We start from the raw sequence: 19,854 nt of genomic DNA, 5'->3' as shown, positions 1-19,854 counted from the left end.
ATGCGCCCCTCACGCCTGCTGCAGCACGGGACGCATCTGGCGTCCGTCGCCCTGCTCTTCCGCCAGGCGCGTGGCAAATTCATCGACGAATACAGCCATATCGGCGACGATGGCATCAGAACGCGACGACAGCCAGTTGTAGCCGAACAGCGCGGGAATCGCCACGCCCAGGCCGGCAGCCGTACACAGCAGCGCGGCGGCCATGCCTGGCGCCACCGAGTTGATGTCCACGGCGCCGGCCATGGCGGCCACGACGAACACCAGCATGATGCCGATCACGGTGCCGAACAGGCCGACGTACGGCGCGCCTTCGATGGTGGTCGACAGCCAGATCATGCGTTTCGACATGCGTTCGCTTTCGCGCACCATCACGCCATCCATGGCGGCGCGGATGGCGCCGATGGTGGCGTTCGACACGGCGTTCAGGTCGTAGCCGCGGTCGTGGCGGCGGCGCATCTCGTCGATGGCCACGTCATACAGGCGCCACAGCGAGGAATCCGTCTTCACGGAAGCGCTCAGCTTGCCGTTGCGCGCCAGGTGGTCGAGCGGCGCGCCGGCCGCTTCGTGGAACGATTGCATGAACTGCGCATTGGCGCGCGAGATGGCGCCATAGCTGCGGCCCTTGCCGATCATGATGATCCACGACAAGACCATCATCAGGCCCAGCACGCCGACGACGATCCAGGCGTCGAGCGGCATGGCGGCGATGATGAAGCCGAAATGGCTTTTGCCGGCCTGCTGTTCGTCGGCGCCAAACACGGCCAGGCGCGATTCGGAACCTTGCGAAACGGCATCGGCCAGCAGCAGGGCGTCGGGACGGGCCGTGCGCGACAGGCGCAGCTCGTCGATGGCGCCCGTGAAGTTGGCCAGGGCGGCGGCGCCGGCGGCGACCGGCGGCGCATCGGCGCCCACCGAAGCGGCCGTCGTCAAGGCTGGCAGGGCGGTGGCCAGCGAGACGGCCGGACGGCCGCCCACGTACAGGGCCACATTGTTCTTGTCGGCCTTGACGGCCAGGTGCGACCATTGATTCGCCTGGATGGGCTGGCCCGGCTTGCTGCGCTGGCCATTGACCTGCACGAAAGGCACGCCCTGGTCCACGCCGACCAGCAATTCATTGGCGCCGTCGCGGCGCGCATACAGCACTTGCTGGGCGCCCAGGCTGTCCGGACGCACCCAGGCGGAAAAGGTGAACGGCGCGCCGGCGGCCAGCGCCAGCGATGGCGAGGCGGGCAGCATCAATGGCGTGGTGCCCAGGCGGGCGCCGGCGCCGATGACGGAACCGTCCAGCGCCGGCACGGCCGTCTGGGCATGGTTGCCGTAGGCGGTGCTGTCGCGCGAGGGCACGCCCGGTTCGCTGAAGTGGTACACCAGGCTGTAGTCGGGATCAAACGTACGCTGGCCGTTGCCGGATGCGGGCGCCTTCGGATTGCCGTAGTACATCCACAGCTGCTGCGCCGTACCGGCCGTCAGGGCCGGCACGTCGACCCAGATCAGGGCGATGCCCAGCAGCGGGTTGAATTGCTCGATCTGGTGGTTCAGCACCGTTTTATCGTCGCCCGCCACGAAGCGCAGGTCGGCGCCGTTGTCGCTGACGCCTTCGAAGTTGAAGTTACCCGAATGCAAGCGCAGCAGCACTGGAATGCGGCCGGGATCGCCGCCCACGGCGCCCGCCTTCGGGCCAGCATCGACGGTGACGGGTTTGCGGTAAGCCCAGTCGGGCTGCCACCAGGCATGCGCCAGGCCGGGAACGAGCGTGCCCAGGATCGTGAGCAGAAAAAGAAAACGTTGCATGACAGTGATTCTCCGAAGAAAAGTCTAAAAAAGTGCAGTGCTGTTGAGCTGGCCCGTCAGTAGCTGGCCGACAGGTTGAAATTGATGCGGCGCACGTGTTTGTGCGTGCGCGGGCCATCGCGCAGCGGATACGAAAAATCGATGCGGCCATTCAGGTAGCGCAGGAACTGGAAGCTGCTGCCGACGCCCACGGAGGCCAGGCCGAACAGGTCTTTCTGCTCGATCATCGGATCGCGCAGGCGCAGGCGCGCGCCATCGGCGAAGGCGAATAAACGCCAGTTTTCCAGGCGGCTGAAATACGTCAGCTGGGGCGTGCGCCATTCGACGGTGCCGGACACGCCGTAGTCGCCCGTCGCTTCGGCCGACAGGTAACCGCGCACGGAATTGGCGCCGCCGGCGGCCATCTGCTCGCCCGACACCAGCGCCGCATCGGCCAGCTGGCCCGACATGCGCCCATGCAGCTGCGCGCCGCTGCCCAGGGTATAGGTGGCATTGGCGTCGCCCTTCAGGACGAGGAAGCTGGGCGAAGCCTTGTAGCGCTTGTTGTCGTAGGCGGCGCTGTCGCTGCCATAGCCGAACGAGGCGCGCGTGCCGGCCACCAGCGACAGGCCCAGGCCGTAGGTCGCCGCCTGCGTCTGCGCAAAGCCGTTATACGACACGCTGAGCGGCACATATTTCAGGGGAACGCTGCTGCCCGTGCCATTGAGCTTGAGCGCTTCCTGGTTGTCCTTGAAATCGATGCCGGCGGAAAAACTGTGCCACCAGATACCGCTGTTGGGCACCGTGTAGTTGAGCTTCATGCCCAGCGCATGGCCCTTGCCCAGCACGCTGGTGCCGCCCGTGCTGGCCACGTTGCTGTTCGACTGGTAGCCCGTCGCTTCCACGCTCCAGCCCTGCGTGCCGATCGGCGCCACGTACGAGGCGGACCACACCTTGGTCTGGTTCAGGTCGCCCGGCGTGCCGAAAAAGCTGATGGTGGCGCTATGACCCATCTGCCACAGATTGTCGTGGCCGACCGACATGCTGGTACGCAATTTCTTCGTATCGGCGCTGTAATCGTTGTTCAAGCCCACGCTGGCGCGCCACGGGCTGCTGTCGTCCACTTTCAGGTCCACGTCCATGGTGCCGGGCAGGCTACCCTGCTTGACCAGCGGCATTACCTGGCGCTTGGGACCACGGTTCAGGGCCGTCAATTCCACTTGCGCCTGCGTAAAGTCGGGCACCGTACCTTCCGTCAGGGCCGGCACTTGCTGGCGCACGTCGAGCGGCGAGTTGTATTGCGCGCCGACCACGCGCAAGCGGCCCACCTTGGTTTCGCTCACCAGCAGCACCACCACGCCCTGCTCCACCTGCTGCTCCGGCAAGTCCACGTAGACGGACTGGTAGCCCCGGGCTTGATATGCCGCAGCCAGGGCGTCGCGCGCCCCTTCCACGTCCTTCAGGGTGCGGCCCGGCCCCAGGAAGGGCGAGACCGCCGCTTCGATGGCGCGGGCGTCGAGCACGGTATTGCCGCGCACCAGGTATTCCTCGATCGTCACTTGCCGTTCCGGCGTGGCCACGGCTGCCGCCGCCGGGACGGCATCCTGCGCGCGCGCCATGCCGGGCAGCGCCAGCATGGCCAGGCACAGCATCGTCAAGGCGGTCGCGGGTGCCGCGGGTGCTGCCCCCTTGCCCTGTTTTGTCATCTCACGCATCTTCCATTCACCTTAAAATCAAACGGTTGCCCTGTGTTGCGGCGCTGGGCCGGCGTTTTTTTGCTGCCAATACTGATCTACTGATGCCTAGACAGCCGCCGCGCGCGGCGACTGCCGAATGTCATCAAATGTTCATAAATCTCACGGTTGCAGGCCGCGCCGCTCGTTCGGCGTGAGCGCCTGCAGCTGCGGCGCCGTCAACGGTCCCGCGCCCAGCACCTGCACCACGCCGGCCGGCTGGTAGCTGGACGCCTGCGGCTCGCCGCCCTGGTGCTTGCCGACACCGGCTTCGTCCGCCTGCTCGTTGCCAAAGCCCAATACTTTCACCGTGAACAACGATGGCTGCGCCTGGCGCGTGGCGGCCCGTTCGCGCTGCAGCACGTCCTGCGCCGCCGTCACGGCCTGTGTCGCGGCCGCGCTGGCATTGCTGAGCGCGCCCACGTTCACCGAGGCAATGGTTGGCATGCCCGCCGACTTGCCCTGCACCTGGATGTTTTCCGCATTCACCACCTGCAAGGCGGCCAGGTTGACGTTGCCCGAGACGCGGATGCCCGCCTCGCCCGCATCGATGGTGCCCAGCGGGGCGATCAGGTCGATGTCGCCGGGCGGCACCTCCGGAATCGGGTTCAGGGTGGCGATGCCGGCGCCCGTCGTCGGCGTGCTCGGCGACAGGCTGACGAGGCCGATGCTGTCGTAGGCGCGGCGCTGCGGCGTGTAGACGACGGTGGACTTGGTGCCGCGGCCCGCGTTGATGTCGCCCGTGGCCGACCAGGCCAGGATGTTGCCGCCGAAGGTAGTAAAGATGCGGCTCTGGCCCAGCAGGATGCTGTCTTTCGCATACATCTGGATGTCGCCCTGTCCCTGCGTCAGCACGCCCGAGCCTGCGCCCGGCGCATAGCCGCCGTCGACACCGATCAGCGCGCGGCCGCCCGGCACGGTGATGCCGATGTCGCCGCCGAAATCCGTGTGGATGCCGGCATCGTTGACGGTCACGTAAGGCACGTTGTAGTCGGGACGGCCCGCCTCGGCCCATTCCTGCGGGCTCAGGTAGCGCACGCCCGCGACGGGCCGCTTGGTGTACACGCCGCTGTATCCGCTGACGGTGTACAGCGCGCTGCTGAACATCGTCAGGTCGCCCTGGTACTCGATCTTCTTGCCCGCCTTGTCCTGCGCCGGGAAGAGGGTGGCGATGGCTTCGCGGCCGCGCAGATAGCTGCCGCGGCGCGCGCCGTCCGGATCGTTGTACTCGCGTCCGGCCGCCTTCAGCTCGGCAAAATAGACGTTGCTCAGGTACACCTGCTGCTGTTCCTTCGGCAAGGCGGCAAAGAAGCTGCGCGCATCGGTGGCCGGGTCGTAGCGGATGCCCAGGCCGCTGTCGCCGCCAAAGCGCGCCGTCAGCCAGTTCACCAGGTGCAGCTGGCTGACCTGCGCGTATTCGCGCGCCAGGTCGCGCCGCACGCCGCCCGTTTGCTGGCCGGCCTTCTCCAGTTCGGCCTGCTTCGTGCCGAGGAAGGCGGCAGCGCCCGCCTCGTCGCCCTTGTAGCCAAACTGGCCGCGCAGCCAGTCGGCCAGGGTCAGCTTGCCGCCGTAGACATATACGGCGCTGCCGGCCTGGTCGGCCAGCGGCTTGCCTGGGTCGGCCAGCTTGGCCGGGTCCAGGTAGCGCGCCGCGAAAGCCGCATAGTCGGGACCGTTGCGGCCCACGCCGGCGGCCACGCTGATGCCGGCGCCATCGCCGCGCTTGTCCTGGCCGACATGGACGATGGAGCCGAGGCTGCGCAATTCCGCCTTGTCGGCCATGTACAGGTCGCGTCCGGCGCTCACATTGAGCTGGCCCGGCCCCGCCACATAGAAGGTGCTGTAGCGGATATCGCGCCCGGCGCTGACGACGGAAACGTCATCGGCATGGCGGTGCACGAACAGATTGCCGCGCGCCGACGAGCTGCCGAAGACGACCGGCTTTTCCGGCAGCTCGGGACTGTTGGCAAAGGGCTGGCCGGTCCATCCCGCCGCGCCGTCCGGCACGCTCTCGACGTTGCCGAGCGGCGTGCCGGAGTTGACGATGTCGCGTCCGGCGCGCACGGCCACGGCGCCGCCGCCCTCGTACCACAGGCCCAGGGCGCCGCTGACGCCCTTCAGGTTGCCCCGGTACACGATACCGCCCGTGCGCAGGCCGACGATGTCGCCGCTGTTGGCATAGAAGTGCGCAGGCAACTGGCCTGCCGGCACATAGTCGGAGACCGTCGGCGGGGTCATGCTGAACAGCGGATACACTTGCTGATTGGCATCGCTGGCGCCATTCGACGTCGTACCAAACCATTTCAATGCCCCCGGCGCCAGCGCATCGGCGCTGACGTTATGCAGCGGCAGCAGGCCGAACCAGACCTTGTCCAGTGCGCCGACGAAGCCCGGATTGAACGGATTCGGCAGCATGCGCGGGTCGGCGCCCGATGGCGTGATCGGATAACCGGCCGCATGGATGGAGTCGGCGGCCAGCATTTCCAGCTGGCCCGTGCCCGTCCTGACAAATTGCGGCGCCACCGGCGACGGCGCCAGGATCACGCCGTTTTGCGGCATGTCCACCTTGCCGCCATCACCACCCAGCCTGCCCAGGCTGGCATTGCCGTAGTACAAGCTGCCGCTGGCGGCCACGGCGCGCAGCACGGACGGCATGACGAAGCGCCCGTCCGTCGGCGCGTGGTTGTCGCCGGGCGTCGCATTGATCCAGGACGAGGTGGGCGTCAGGTTGCCGCCCGCGCTGAACAGGTCGATGGCCGTGGCCGGCGTCCACAGCGAGAACCAGCTCCAGCCTTCGCCGGTGCGCTCCACGCCCTGGTAGCTGAACGGCGAACCATAGCCCAGTTGCTTCACGCGGCCCGCATCGGCCACGCCGCCCAGCACCACGTCGCCGCGCGCATCGATGCGCACGCCGCTGTCGCCCGGCACCAGGATGGGTCCGCCGCTGGCGATCGCGGTGCCCGCCGTGTAGGTTTCGTACGGCCGCGATTCCGTCGGATCGGCGCGGTCGAAGCGCAATTCGATGCCGCCCACGGCGCCCGCTTCCAGGCGCAGCGCGCCGCGCAGGTTGGTGAGCGTGCTGTTCAGTCCAGGCACCTGGCGTTCGAAACGCGTGTTCGGGTTAGGACGGTCGCTATTGCTGTCGAAGCTGCGCACCTCGGCCACGGGGTTCAGCCCGCCGCCGATACGGATGTCGAGGTCGCCGCCGCCCGTCAGCAGCAGCTTGCCGTCCGGCGTCACCCTGCCCGTGCTGCCCACGGCCACGTTCAGGCCCTGGCTGCGCGGCGCGAACTCGCCGCCCGGATCGGCGCGCGAGGCCAGCATGCCGGCGTCGCCACCCGCCTGCAGCAGCAGATTGCCGCCGCCCAGGGTGCCGATGCCCGTAAAGCCCGACAGCCCCGGCAAGCCCGAGAACAGGTCGACGCCTTCGGGACGCGCGACATAGGTGCCGAAATTGATCCACCATGCCGTCGGCACGCCGCCACCCGTGCTGCCGCTGCCCTGGCGCCACAGCCAGGTGCCGATGTCGCTGGTATCCTGCTGCGCGCGCAGCCAGCCGATGGCATCCTCGCGGCGCTGGGTGGAGCTGCCCAGCGTATCGCCCTTGACGTCGCCCTGGGCGCGCAGCAGCAGATTGCCGCCATGCTCGGGATACCAGGCGCGGTACAGGCTCCGGCTGCCGCCATCGACGAACGGCGTAAAGTCCGTGCCCAGCGCACCGAGCAGCTGGCCCTTGGCGTTCAGGCCGCGCGGCAGGTTGAACAGATCCTTGCCATCGACCAGCGGCGAGGCCGACTGCGTGCCCGCCGTGTAGACGCCATACAGCGAACGCATGTCGAAGTCGCCAGCAGCGAGCAAATCGAGGTCGCCCGTGCCCGTGCGCAGCACGCTGAACAGGGGCTGGCGCGCCGGCGCAGTCACGTGCACGTATTCAGGCTCCGTGCCATCCTGAATCTTGACCACGATTGCGCCATATTCATTGAAGCCAAGCAGCGCTTCTTCGTCGGGAAAGAAAGCCAGGTCGATCGGCGTGCCCGGTATCTCGCCAAACAGGCCGGCATCTTCGCCCCATTCATACTTTGCGGGCAAGCCAGTGCCTGGAACCAACTCGCGGACAGTGGCCATGCCGTAATGCGTATCGGCCAGCATCAGATGCGCATCCTTCGCATGCGGTTTCAACGCGCGCGTGTCGGCCGCCGCCGTATCGGCGCCGCCCACCAGGCGCAGCGACCACGCTTGCGAACCCTGGGCCAGCATGGGCGCCAGCGCCAGGTTGCGGCCCTGGTTGCCGCTGCCATCCGCGCTGCGCAGCGACACCATGGTGACGTCGCCCGGCAGCCTGACCACGGTGCCGGCGGGCAGCACGCTGCCCTTGTCCAGCGCCAGCGCCGAGGCCAGCACCACGCCATTGACGGCATTCGTGCTATCGGCCACGTCCCACGGCCGGCCTTCGGGGAAGGGCAGGGCCACGTTGGCCGGCCACACCATGGCCGCCACCCGGGCCGCGCCGGGCAGGCGCAGGCCGGCATCGAGCTGCATGCCGCTCGATAAGGTCAGCGCCTTGGGCAAGACCGTGCCGGCCGCGTACAGCACGCTGCCGTCGGCATTGCGCACGGCACCGCCCAGCACGCTGCCGGCAGGCAAGTCCAACTCCGCCGTCAAGGTGGCGCGCGCCGCCAGCAAGGTACCGCTGCGCAACTCCATGGCTTTCATCGGCACGGCGAAATTGACGCTCGTGCCCGATTTGAAATACGTGTCTTCGGCCAGGGTCACCAGGCCCGCTTGCGGCACGACGACCTCGCCGCCCCACGGCAGCCGGCCTTTCACCAGCTGCCAGCCCTTGTCATCCATCGTGACGGGCAGGGCGCTGGTATCGAATCCATCCGTGATGCTGCCAAAGACGCTGAGCTTGCCGCCGGCGCGCAGCACCAGCGCACCGGCCTCGCCCGAACCGTACACGCCGCTCAGGCGCGCCAGCGGATTGACGCCGTCGTAGCGATGGCCGGACAGGTCGATGTCGCCATCGATATGCAGGTCGCCGCCCGGCGTGGCGCTGACGATCTCGACGCCTGGGCGCAAATGGAAAGCGTTGGCGTCGCCGCGCAAGCCGCGCAGTTTGTTGTTCATCAAGTTGCCGTTCGCCAGCGCGTGTAGCATGAAAGCCTGGCTGTCCGCGTGCTTCTCGTCCAGGTAAGCCTGGTTGATGCCCTGGTAGCTGCGGCCGTCCGCATCCTTGCCCGTGCCGGCCGGCGCATCCTTGTATTGCCAGAAGGCATTGACGTTGATGTTGCGCGCACCGGCGATGTTCAGCGCGCCGGCCGCGTCGATGTCGATGTCGTCGCCCGTGGCGCCGCCCAGGCGGCGCGCGTTCAGGTCGATGCTGCCGTAGTTGCCGCCCTTGTCTCCGCTGCGCAGGTCGAAACGCGCGCCGGTTTCCAGGGTCAGGCGGCCGCCCGGCGACGCCAGTTCGATCACGGCGCGGTTCGGCGCCTCGATCACCTGGCCATAGCTGTCCGTGCGCAGCAGCGTGCCGTGCGCATCGAGCACGGCGCCCGATTGGATGGTCACGCCGTCGCGGCCGGCCAGACGGATGCTGCCCACCTGTTCGCCGCTGGCGTCGATGCGGCCGTTCACCGTCAGGCTGCCGCCGTCGACGGAGACGCTCACTTCGCGCGCCTTGAGCTCGTCGCCGATGGCCAGATTGCCCTGCTTGAGCTGGAAACTGCGGCTGCCGAATACCTTGCCCGTGGTCAGGCGCTGGTTCAGGCCGGCGAAGTCGCCGACATGCTGGGCGCGCAGCTCCAGGCCGCCCGCCGCGTAGGCTACCTGGGTGCCGCCCGCGTCATAGCTGCCGCTGGCGCCGCCCAGCACGCTGCCGCGCAAGTCGGCCGTGCCGGCCGCCTCGCCCGTGGCGATCACGCTGAGCTTGCCGGCGCGGTTGTTCACGGCCGACACGTCGATCACGGAAGCGGCCGCCTGGCGCACGTCGCCCTCGCGGCTGTCGAGGATCACGTCGCCGCCCCAGCTGTATTTGCTCGTGTCGTAGAAATCGATCTTGCGGCCCGCCAGGTCCAGCTTGGCCTTGTCGCCCAGCAATACATCGCGCTCGGCCGACAGGGTCAATTTTCCACTCGGCAAGACCACCGCCGTATCCACGCTGACGCTGTTGCCGCTCAGCGCCACTTCGGCGCCCAGGGCGCCGGCCAGCGCCGCGTTCGTCGGCGTGGCGGCGGCAGCGCCCGCGGGTGCGCTCACCTTGAGCGCGCCGCCCGCCGTGAGGCGGTTGACGGAACCGGCCGCGCCCGTCAACAGCGGCGTGTTGATCAGCAAATCGCCGCCGCTGTAGTGATAGCCATTCGTGGCCGTATCCCACGCGCTTTGCGACTGGTACACGGACAGGCTGCCCTTGTTGTTGGCCGTCAGCTGTTCGCTGGCATTCAGTGCCACCTGGCCAAAACCCAGCACCAGGCGGTCCAGATTGTGGATGGTGTCGGGACGGCTGTCCGGCGTGAAGCCGAACTCGATGCGCCTGGCGTCGACCTGCAGGCGGCCGCTGCCCGTGCCGGGGCCATTGGCGACGACGGCGCCGGGCGCATTCGTCGCGCCCTGCCACACGAGGGTGTCCGTGTGGATGCGCGCCAGCGCGTCCGTGCCGCCATAGCCGTAGATGGCGGGCGTATTGAGCACCAGGCGCGACAGCGACGACTTGCCCGTGGCCGCATCGATGGTCGACAGCTGCGACGAATCATAGAAGTTGAAGGAATTGCGCGCCGTCAAACCCAGGTTTTCCAGCGCCGGTGCGCCCGTGCTGGTGTCGCCGCGCAGCAGGCGGTCGAGCACGCCCTGGTTCAGCGCCAGGCCGTCCGGCAAGGCGCCGCGGGCGCGGGCGTCCGCCAGGGACGCCTCGCTGCCCACATTGATCGACCCCATCGCCAGCACCAGGTTGCGCGTGCCGTAGCGCACGTTGTCGCGCAGGGTAAACGCGCGCTCCGTCACGGCGGCGATGGTGCCCTCGGAATACAGCGAGGTGCTGCCGCCGCAGGCGCCTTCCGCCTTCCTGCAGGCGCCGATATCGATGATGCCGGGGCCATACGATTCGGACGACGGCGGCGCGGCCGGCAGCATGTCCAGCCAGCCGTTCGAGACGGCCAGCACGCTGCCCATCGGCTCGTACACATAGCCGTCGCGGGAATCCCAGGCCGCCTTGCCGCGGCCCAGCGTATTGATGCCGGAGCCCTGCTCCAGGACGATGCCGTCGTCTTTTCTCGCCGTCACCAGAAACACTTCGGCCGCCTTCAGCACGGCGCCGTCGCGCAGCACGATGCCGCCCGCCGATTCCTTGATGCCGGCGATATTGGCGCGCTGGTTGCTGCCCGTGCCAAATTCGCTGTAGGTCACGCGCGGCAAGCCGCCGATGCCCACGCGCTGGGCGCCGAAGGCATTGATCTGCGACGCATGCACGGAGACGCCGTTGAAATCGGCCAGCGGCGCCGTGCCGTCGGCCAGCACTTCGTAGCGGGTCGACGCATGGTTGCCCGTGCCCAGCAGCAGGGAACCGCCGAAGCCGCCCTCGGCCGGCGCGTACAGGGCGCTGCCATCCATCATCAACGGCGTATGGTTGTCCTTGACGCTGTGCACGGACGGGGCGATCAGCTGCACGCGCACGCCCTTGGCATCGCGCTCCAGCGCGGCGCGCGGCACGCCGTCGCGCGTGGCCTGCGCCACGGCGAAGGCGGCATACCCCGTTTCATTGTATTGCGAGTAGGTACGCAGCACGTCGGCCGGCGTCAGGATGGCTTGCTGCGCCACCGCGTCGCGGATCGCCGTGCCGGCGATGCCCGTCTGCGCCGCCGTGGCAAACGAGCCATTGCGCATGGCGATCGTGCCGCCCGTCTCGACGGCGCCGGCCAGGCCATTCAGTTCCACGCGGAAAGCACCGGGCAACAGGGCGAAATTCGATGGCAGCAGGGTGTAGGTGCCGGCCGCCAGGCCGGGCACGCCCGCGGCTATGGTGATCTGGCGTCCCACGGCGGGCTTGCCCGCGCCTTGCTCGGCCGTCAAAGGCGCCACGTCCGGCTGCACGCCGGGAAGGATGGCGTACACGGGGTTGGTGTTCAGGCCGGGCAAGGTAAAACCGCCGTTCGGCTTCATCTGCACCAGCGGATTGAGGCGCGCGTCGGTGGAGCCGCCGCGTCCGGCCAGGAAGGCCGCGCCCGTCAAGGTGCCGCCGCCCGACATGTCGAGCACGGCGCCTTGTTGCACGTCGATGGCGGCGCCCGTCAAGGCGATCTCCGGGCCGTTGCCCACGCCCTTGAAGACGACATCGTTGCCGTCATACAGGTAGCTCAAGCCATCGAGCGTGCCGCCGTAGGGCATCGTCAAGCCTTTCGCGCTGACGGACGTCAGGCTGCCAGGCAACAGGTTGACGCGGCCCGTATTGGCTTCAAAGCCTTCGGCGCCCAGGTTGATCTGGCCCAGCGGCGCGCGCAGCACGCCATGCTGGTTGATGGTGGGCGCAACCAGGCTCAGGGTGCCGAACACGGAAAATGGCTGGTTCGGCGTGGCGCCGTCGCCGCTGCGTCCGATATTGAGCGTGCGCAGGGGGTCGAGCGTGACGCGGATATTGCCATACTCGTCGATGCCGCTCTTCTGGCCCACCGTGACCATGCCGCTGTCGCCCGTGGCCGGGTAGATCTGCGCGGCCACCAGGGTGGCATTGCCCGGCTGGTACAGGGCGGCGCTGTTCGACAGGCGCATGTCGCCGCGGCTGTTGAGGGTCAGCTGCTCGAAGGCATCGCGCTCGACCACCAGGTCGGCGCCGCTGCTCTGCGCAATGGTGCCGCGCGTGCCCATGTTGACCTCGCCCGCGATATCGAGCATGCCCGCATCGATCTGCAGCAGGGAATCCTCGGCCACCAGCGGCACGCCCAGCATGCCGCGTCCCTTGCCCAGGTTCTTCGAGCCTTTCACGGCATTGGGCACGATGTAGTCGTCCTTCTGCGCACGCACGGCCGTGCCCAGGCGCACGTACGGCGCCGCCAGGCGCACCTGGCTGGCAAGGCTGTCCGCCTTGTCCTGGCCATCGGGCAAGGGCTGCTGCGCCAGGCCCAGCGAGGTGGCGCTCAGGCGCAGGCTCTGGCCCAGCGACAGCTTGACGTCGCCGTCAAAACTGAGCATGCCGTTCACATGCAGGGCCAGGTTGTCGAAGCCGCCCGCCTGCACGCGGTCGGCGCCCAGGCGCGCGCTGCCGTAGCGCAGCGCCGCATCCTGCTGGCCGGCGCGCAAGTCGTCGGGCAAGACGCTGTCGCCCTGCACCTGCGCCAGCTGCATTTCGCGCGGCACGCGCACCGCGTTGTCCACGTTGTCGCCTTGCAAGTTGTAGCGGTTGACCTTGCCATAATTGGGCGTGTCCAGCGCCAGCGCCAGGGTGCCGCCGGCCGCACCGGCACCACCGGCCGCCGCGCGCAGGGTGCCGTCGGCAAAGATGCCGTTATACGAATTGAGCGAAATCAAACCGCCGTTGCCGGCCACGTTGACGGTGCCCTGGTTCGGCAAATCCAGCGTGGCTTGCGCGCCGCTGGCGTCGAGCAGCGCGCCCGGACGCACGACGACAAACGCATCGGCCGCGTCGACGCTGGCGGCGTCGGCCTTGTAGCGGGCGCCGATTTCGATACTGCCGCCCTGGTCGGCGCGGCCATAGCGCCCGCCGCGCATGTCGGTGGCGACCGTGGCGCGGCCCGCGACATCGAGCACGGCCTTGTCGCCGATCCAGATCGACGTGGCTTGTCCCTTGCCGTTCGGTACGTCCATCTCATTGCCCGTGCCAAACGTGCCTGGCAGGACGGCAATCTTGCCGCCCCAGGCTGCGAGCTTGCCGTCGATGGTGATCTGGTCATTGCCCGTCAGGCTGATCTGGCGGCCCGGATCGACCTGGATGACGGCGCCCTCCTGCACCACCATGCCGCCCTTGACGTGCGGGCTGCCGGCCGTCAGCGACAAATTCGCGCCGGCGCGCTGCGTCAGACTGGCCTTGCGCGCATCTTCCTGGTACAGCTGCGGCGTCCACAGTTCCAGCGCGGCGCCAGGATCGGTGCCGCCCGCCACCGTATGGCCTGTGGCGGGATTGAAACGCAGCACGGGCATGGTGACGTCGATCTGCGCATCCTTGACCACCACGACGCCATCGCGGCCCGTGACGGCATAGTCGGCAAAACCGCTCTGGAACAGGCTGGCGTCCAGCGCCAGCAGCGGCTTGACGGCCGTGTCGCGCCCCAGCACCGTGCCGGCCGGCAGCAGCAGGCCGCGCGGTGCGCGTACGTCGTCGGCGGCGATGCTGCCCGCCGCATACTGCGTCGTCACCGGCTGGATCGGCAAGCCGTTCGGAAAGACCGCCGCCGACACCACGAAACCGGGATTCAAGCCATTGATGACCGTCAGCACGCTGCCGGCTGGAACGGTGGAGCCAGCCCAGACATACGTCTTGTTGTCGATGACGACGTGCGCGCCTGGCGGCAACAGCAGGTCGGCACCCAGGACCAGCGGTTTCTGCACCGACACATCCACCGTCACGGGTTTGCTCAAGGCCTGGCCCGGCTTGATCACGCTGGTGGTCAACGCGAAATCCAGGGGGATCTTCTCGCCCTTGGCGATCGGGAGTTCATCGGCCAGGCGCAGAGCCAGCGGCGAACTGCTGCCGGCTGGCAACACGCCGCCTTCGAGCAGCTTGCCGCCGATGCTGACGGCCGCGCCGCTGTCGATCGTCAAGCGTCCGCCGCCCTTCACGCCATGGCCGCGCAATTCGCCGTCGAGCTTGAGCATGGCGCCCGTCGGCGCCTTCTCCGTCGGCAGGTCTACCGCCAGGGTGATGTCGCCGCCGCGCCCGCCCTGCAGGCTGCCATTGCCCATCAGGGCGGCGCCGGACGAGACGTCGATGACGCTGCCGCCGGCCAGGTCGATGCCGCCCGAGCTTTTCAGTACGACCTTGCCGCCATTGATATACGGCAAACCGGCGACGGCGCCCGGGTCCAGTTCCAGGTTGCTCCACAGGCCGCGCGCATCGAGGCGCACGCCGGGCGCCACGCGCACGCCGGCCGTTCCCGTGGGACGGTTGTCCGGCACCAGCTTGCCTTCAGCCCATACGTCGCCCGCACCCGCCAGGTAGCGCGAAACGATGTCGCCGGCGGCGATGCTGCCGCCGCGCGCGCTCACGTTCGCCTTCAGGGCCACGTCGGTGGCGTGCAGGGCGATGTCGCCGCCATCGGCCACGCGCACGTCGGCATTGACGTCGAGCTTGTCGTAGGCATAGATATTCAGGGCGCCCAGCTCCAGTCCGTTGAGCCAGTCGGCATCGAGCTGCAAGGTCTTGCTGCGCGCGGCCGGCAAGGCTTCGCCCAGCAGCTGGCCATCGGCGATGCCCGCCACCTTGCCGATTTGCACCTTGTCCGGCACGGCTTGCGGGCTGTCGCGCAGCTGGCCCGTCCTGGTATCGAAGACGGGCGTCATTTTGCCCACGATCAATTGACCGGCGCGCGCCGCCGACGTCTGTGCCTGCTTGTAGCTGTCCATGCCGTCATCGCGCTTGCGCTGCTGGCGCTCGCCCTGGAACACGGACGTATCGATATCGCCTTCCAGCACGGCCGCGCCCGTGGAAACGATCAGGCGGCCCGCGTCGCGGCCCACCGTATAGCCGTTTTCCAGGCGCTCGCGCGGGCCGATCAGGGCATTCGCATGGGTTTCCGTCGTATTCGCGCCCCAGCGCGCATGCGTGCTTTCATAGCCGCGGTACAAGCCCGTGTACAGATTGTCGCCAGGGGCCGTGCTCAGCTTGTACATGGCGCCATCGGCGCCCTTCAGCCACGTCTGCTTGACCATGCCCGTCTGCACGTCGAGCGAACCGCCGGCGATGTTGATGCGCGAACCGGCCTGCGTCACCACTTCGCCGCCGCCAAAGCCGACGGTGCCGCCCTGAGCCGCCCATTCGCCGATGCCGTGGCCGCTGGTATTGAGGTAGCCGCTTACTTCCAGCAAGCCGCCGGCCGTGTACCAGCGGTCCGTGGCGTAGCCGTTGGTGCCGGCCGGCACCAGCACCAGGTCGCGGCGGTCGACCCACACGTCGCTGTTGTTCAGGTATTTCGCGTCGCGGCTGCCCGGTGCGTCGCGCTGTTCGTTGCCTTGCACATTGATCAGCACATTGTTGCTGCTCATGTCGACCTTCACGCCGACGGCGCCGGAGACGTCGATGGCGGCGTCGCGTGCCACGTGGCTGCGGCGGGCCGCGTCGACCAGCACCTGGCCGCCCGTCGCCAGGGTCAGCGAATCGCCTTCGAACTCGACATTGCCGGCCGAGACGATGCGCACCAGCGACTGGTCGCGCCGGTCCTGCGGCGTGTCCGTGCCCTTGCCCGTGTCTTTCAGCAAGGTATCGCGCTGCACATCGAGCGCCGTGGCGCCGTTGTCGTCGATGACAATGGCGCTGACGCTGCCGCGCGCCAGGGTGACGCCGGCATTCTCGCCCGCCGCCGCCAGGTGGATGCTGCCGCGGCCATTGACGCTGGTGCTCGACAGCAGCACGCCATCCTGGCGCAGCGTGTTGCCGCTCAGCGTGATGTCGCCGCCGGCCGCCTGGATCAGCCCGTTGTTGACGACGCTGCCCGCCTTGCTGTCCGCCACGCGCAGCATCTCGACTTCATTGCCGCGCGTGCTCGAATACTGGTTCTTGTCCGTGCCCTGTCCCGGGCGCACGACGATGGCGTCGCCGGCGGCCAGGGTGGTCTGGCCATTCGGCGTGGTGATGGCGCCCGCGTTGTCGACGCTGCGGCCGGCCAGCAGCACGTAGCCGCCGCCTTCCGTCACTGTCTGCGGCTTGCGCGTGTCGATGCGCGCGCCGGCGGCGACGACGACGTCCGCCTCGGCCTTGCCATGCGTGGAGGTATTCTGGCCCAGCAGCAAGTCATTCGCGAAGGTCGGCACGGCGCCCGTGCCCTGCGTCTTGCCGTACAGGCCGCTCTTGAACTGGCTGTCGCTCATGCCCATGGCGGCCGCCGCCAGGTTGCGCGTATCGACCTGGCTGCTGCCCGTAAACACGATGCCGTTGCGGTTGACGATCATCACCGTGCCGTCGGCCTTGATCTGGCCCTGGATCTGGCTGGGGCGCGCCAGCGGATCATTGACGCGGTTCAATACGGACCAGTTTGATTTCTGGTCGAATTGCAAGGTGGTGTTCTTGCCGACGTTAAAACTTTCCCAGTTCAGTATCGCCTTGTCATCCGTCTGCACGACCTTCACGACGCTCTTGCCGTCGGCCTGGGTCTGCACGGGTCCCTGGGCATTGAGCCAGCCGGCCGTCAGGCTGTTCGTGTCGACCTGCAAGCCGCCCTTGACCAGGCCATCGGGGGCGCCGCCCGCCGCCAGCGCGGCCTGGCGCGCGGCCGCCTGCACCGCCTGCTCGGCGGCGATGCCGCGCGCGGCCAGCAACAGGTTATTCAGCGATTGCTGCAGCTTGCCTTCGGCCTTTTGCTGCTGCAGCAGGGGATTGTTCAGCGCTGTGGCCGGCTGGCCATTCGGCAAGCGTCCCGTGGCCGCAGCCGTGCCCTGGTTGGCGCCCTTGCCGGCGAACCAGGCGCCGCTGAACGGCTGCTGCGCCTGCGCGCCGCCCGCCTGCAGCAGCATGGCGATGGCCAGCGCCAGCGGTTTCAATCGCACCGGGCGGCCCGTCTGGCTGCCCGCCATGGCGGAGGAGGATGCGTGTTTCGTGACCGACTTGCTTCGCTGCATGGCGACATTCCCTTTTCATGTTCCGTTGCTGACCGATATCGCGAGGCGGCGCGCGACACGCACGGGGGCGGGCGGCAGGCACTGATTCGCGGCTTCCAGCAGCATTGACAGGCAACAAGGTCCGGGACTGCAAAAGGTCATGAAAATGTCATAATTGGCGCACCGCCTTGGCGCTCAGCCAAACAGCACGATGCCGCCCGGCAGCCGCGTCACGCGCGCGCCATACGCGTCCTGGATCAGGGCGATCACGTCGTCGAGGCGGTCGAGCGAAAAGCTCGCTTGCACGCGCGTGTGTTTCAAGGCGTCGCCATTGAGGATCAGCTTGCCGGGACGGTAGCGGTTCACCTCGTCCACCACCTCGGCCAGGGTGCTTTGCTTGAACACCAGCAGCCGCTGACGCCACGCGCTGACATCGCTTTTTGCCACGGCGCGCGCGATGCCGAAATGCTCGGGCCGGTAGCGCAGCTGCTGGCCGGGCGCCAGTTCCGCATCGTTGCCGGCCTGCGACACGCGCAGGCGGCCCGCCAGGCACGTCACGCACACTTCCTGGCCGAACAGGCGGATATTGAAGCGCGCGCTGCCGGCCGACACGGTGCCGTCGCCCGCCTGCACGCGCACCCGCGCCGCGCCGCGCAGGCCGGCCTGGAATTCCGCCTCGCCCGCCAGCAGCACCAGCGACGCGGCGCCGTCCTGCACGGGCGCAGCGTCGAGGCGCGTCTGCGTATTCATCTGCACCAGCACGCCGCCATCGAGCACCACTTCGCGCTGCTCGCCCGTGCCCGTGGCGTAGTCGGCGCCCAGGCCCGCCACGGCCGGCCACAGGTCCGTGGGCGGGCGCAGCACCAGCAAGCCCAGCGAGGCGGCCACGGCGCCACCCAGCCAGGCGCGCCGCGCCACGTTCACGGGCGCCTGCGCCCGCTTGACGGCATGCGCGGCCGGCGCCATGGCACTCCACACGGCGCGCGCCTCGGCAAACGCCGTCGCATGCCTGCGGCTGCGCGCGCACCAGTGGCGAAATACTTGCGCATCGCGTTCGCTGACCTGGCCCGAGGCCAGGCGCACGACCCACGCCTGCGCTTCCTTCTGGATGACACCCATGTCGTCTTCCGCTTGTTCAATCATGATGTTTAGACGTTTTTCCCGCGCCGGGACCGAAGCGCTGGATGAAATCGCGTCCCATGCGTTCGCAGCAATGTTCGAGGCCGGCGCGCAATTCCTTCTCCACCGTGCGGGCGGAAATGCCGAAGCGTTCGGCGATGTCGCGGTGCGGCAACTGGTCGACGCGAGCGGCGATGACGATGGCGCGCCGGCGTTTCGGCAACTCCTGCAAGGCCCGCTCCAGTTCTTCCAGTTCGGCGCGCGCGCTGAAGGTGCGGGCCGGGTCGGCCAGCTCGTCGGCCATCTCGTACAGATCGTCGATGTCGGGCAGGCTGAGCAGGCGCGCATTGTCGCGGCGTTGATCTTCCGCAATGTTGATGGCGATGCGCATCAGATACGCGGACGGGTAGCTGATCGCCTCGGGCGCCGTCATCTTTTCCACTCTTAAATATGTTTCGTGCAGCGCATCGTTGGCCAGGTCTTCCGAGCCCAGGCGGCGCTGCAGGTGGCGGCGAAACTGTCCGTAGCGTTCCAGGAACAGCTTGCGCAAGGTGGCTTTCAGCAAGTCCGACATCGTCAAGTCGCCCCGGCCGGCAGGTAGGGCGCGCAATCGGCGCCGGGGTCGGGCCGCGGCGTCAGTAAAATCGTCAGCGGCTGCGGCAAGCCCGCCGGCGGCGCGCCATCCATCAGCAGACTGCGCAAACGCTGCAGCACGGCGCGGTCGCGCTGCGCCACCCCGCTCCCTTCCAGCACGTGCACGTCGCGCACCTTGCCCCGCTCGTCAAGCCACAGCTGGAAGGCCAGGCGGTAGCGGCCGAAGGCATCCGGATGCAAGCGGCACAGGGCGCGCGTGAGCGAACGCTGCAGGATGGCAGCATAGCCTTGCAACGGTGGTGCGGCGGGAGCGGTCTCGGCCGGCACGGGCGCCGGCGCCACGGGGGCGTCGGCCAGCGCCAGCAAGGTAAACGCATTGCTGCCGCTGAAGCGCGCGCCCAGTTGCGTGCCGGTCAGCAAGCGCTGCAGCGCCTCGGCCGGCGTGTACTCGCCGCGCACGGGCGCCGCCATCCTGCCCGCCGCCAGCTGGCTGCTGACGAGCACGGAATACCCGGTCATTTCGCCGAATGCCACCAGGGCCGCGTCGAGCGGCTGGGCGGGCAAGTCGAAGCGCAGGGTCGCGTGCGCGCTGGCATCCGCGCCATCCGCGCCGGCAGCGGGACGCGCGAATGTCATGAATGTCATCAATGTCATCAGCAAGCAGGCGGACAGGGCATTGCCCGTTGCGGCGCGGCGGTGGGTTGGTGTCATTTTCCAGGGAAATCAACGAAAAAAGCCTGCTCATGAAGTGTCTTGACTGCGCTAGCTCAAGCAGAATGGCAGGATGGTAGCTTCATAAAATGACAACTGCATGACATCGGTCATATAGCGGCCACGCTGGCGTGTCATCGCCGCGACACATGGTTTTGCTATGCTGGCCGCTTCC

At 68.2% G+C, this 19,854-nt stretch carries 6 protein-coding genes; all 6 read right to left on the bottom strand.

All coding sequences use genetic code 11. The features are described from left to right. Nucleotides 1-9 precede the first annotated feature (9 nt). A complete protein-coding gene (locus tag AC1RJW_RS26820) occupies nucleotides 10-1,791 on the bottom strand; it encodes a DUF2341 domain-containing protein (protein WP_493047620.1) in 1,782 nt (593 codons plus the stop codon). 56 nt (nucleotides 1,792-1,847) lie between these two features. Next, nucleotides 1,848-3,485: a ShlB/FhaC/HecB family hemolysin secretion/activation protein gene (locus AC1RJW_RS26815; RefSeq protein ID WP_493047619.1), complete on the bottom strand. Its 1,638-nt coding sequence runs from the start codon at nucleotides 3,483-3,485 to the stop codon at nucleotides 1,848-1,850. A 141-nt stretch (nucleotides 3,486-3,626) separates the two neighbouring features. Further along, the gene (locus AC1RJW_RS26810) at nucleotides 3,627-17,276 is read right to left on the bottom strand and encodes a filamentous hemagglutinin family protein (protein ID WP_493047618.1); all 13,650 of its coding nucleotides are present in this window, start codon (nucleotides 17,274-17,276) and stop codon (nucleotides 3,627-3,629) included. Nucleotides 17,277-17,450: 174 nt separating this feature from the next. Beyond that, the gene (locus tag AC1RJW_RS26805; RefSeq protein ID WP_493047617.1) at nucleotides 17,451-18,398 is read right to left on the bottom strand and encodes a FecR family protein; all 948 of its coding nucleotides are present in this window, start codon (nucleotides 18,396-18,398) and stop codon (nucleotides 17,451-17,453) included. Next, entirely contained in the window at nucleotides 18,391-18,984 is a 594-nt protein-coding gene (locus tag AC1RJW_RS26800) for an RNA polymerase sigma factor (protein ID WP_326459542.1), read from the bottom strand. Before AC1RJW_RS26800 ends, AC1RJW_RS26805 begins: the two co-directional genes overlap by 8 nt. Beyond that, nucleotides 18,951-19,679 (bottom strand): secretin and TonB N-terminal domain-containing protein, encoded by a 729-nt coding sequence (locus AC1RJW_RS26795; RefSeq protein WP_493047616.1) that lies wholly within the window; start codon nucleotides 19,677-19,679, stop codon nucleotides 18,951-18,953. Before AC1RJW_RS26795 ends, AC1RJW_RS26800 begins: the two co-directional genes overlap by 34 nt. Nucleotides 19,680-19,854: the final 175 nt, after the last annotated feature.

This window comes from Janthinobacterium sp. GW822-FHT07A03, assembly GCF_058798815.1.
Note: the sequence above shows the minus strand (reverse complement) of the source record. Positions and strands in the feature narration are given on the sequence as shown.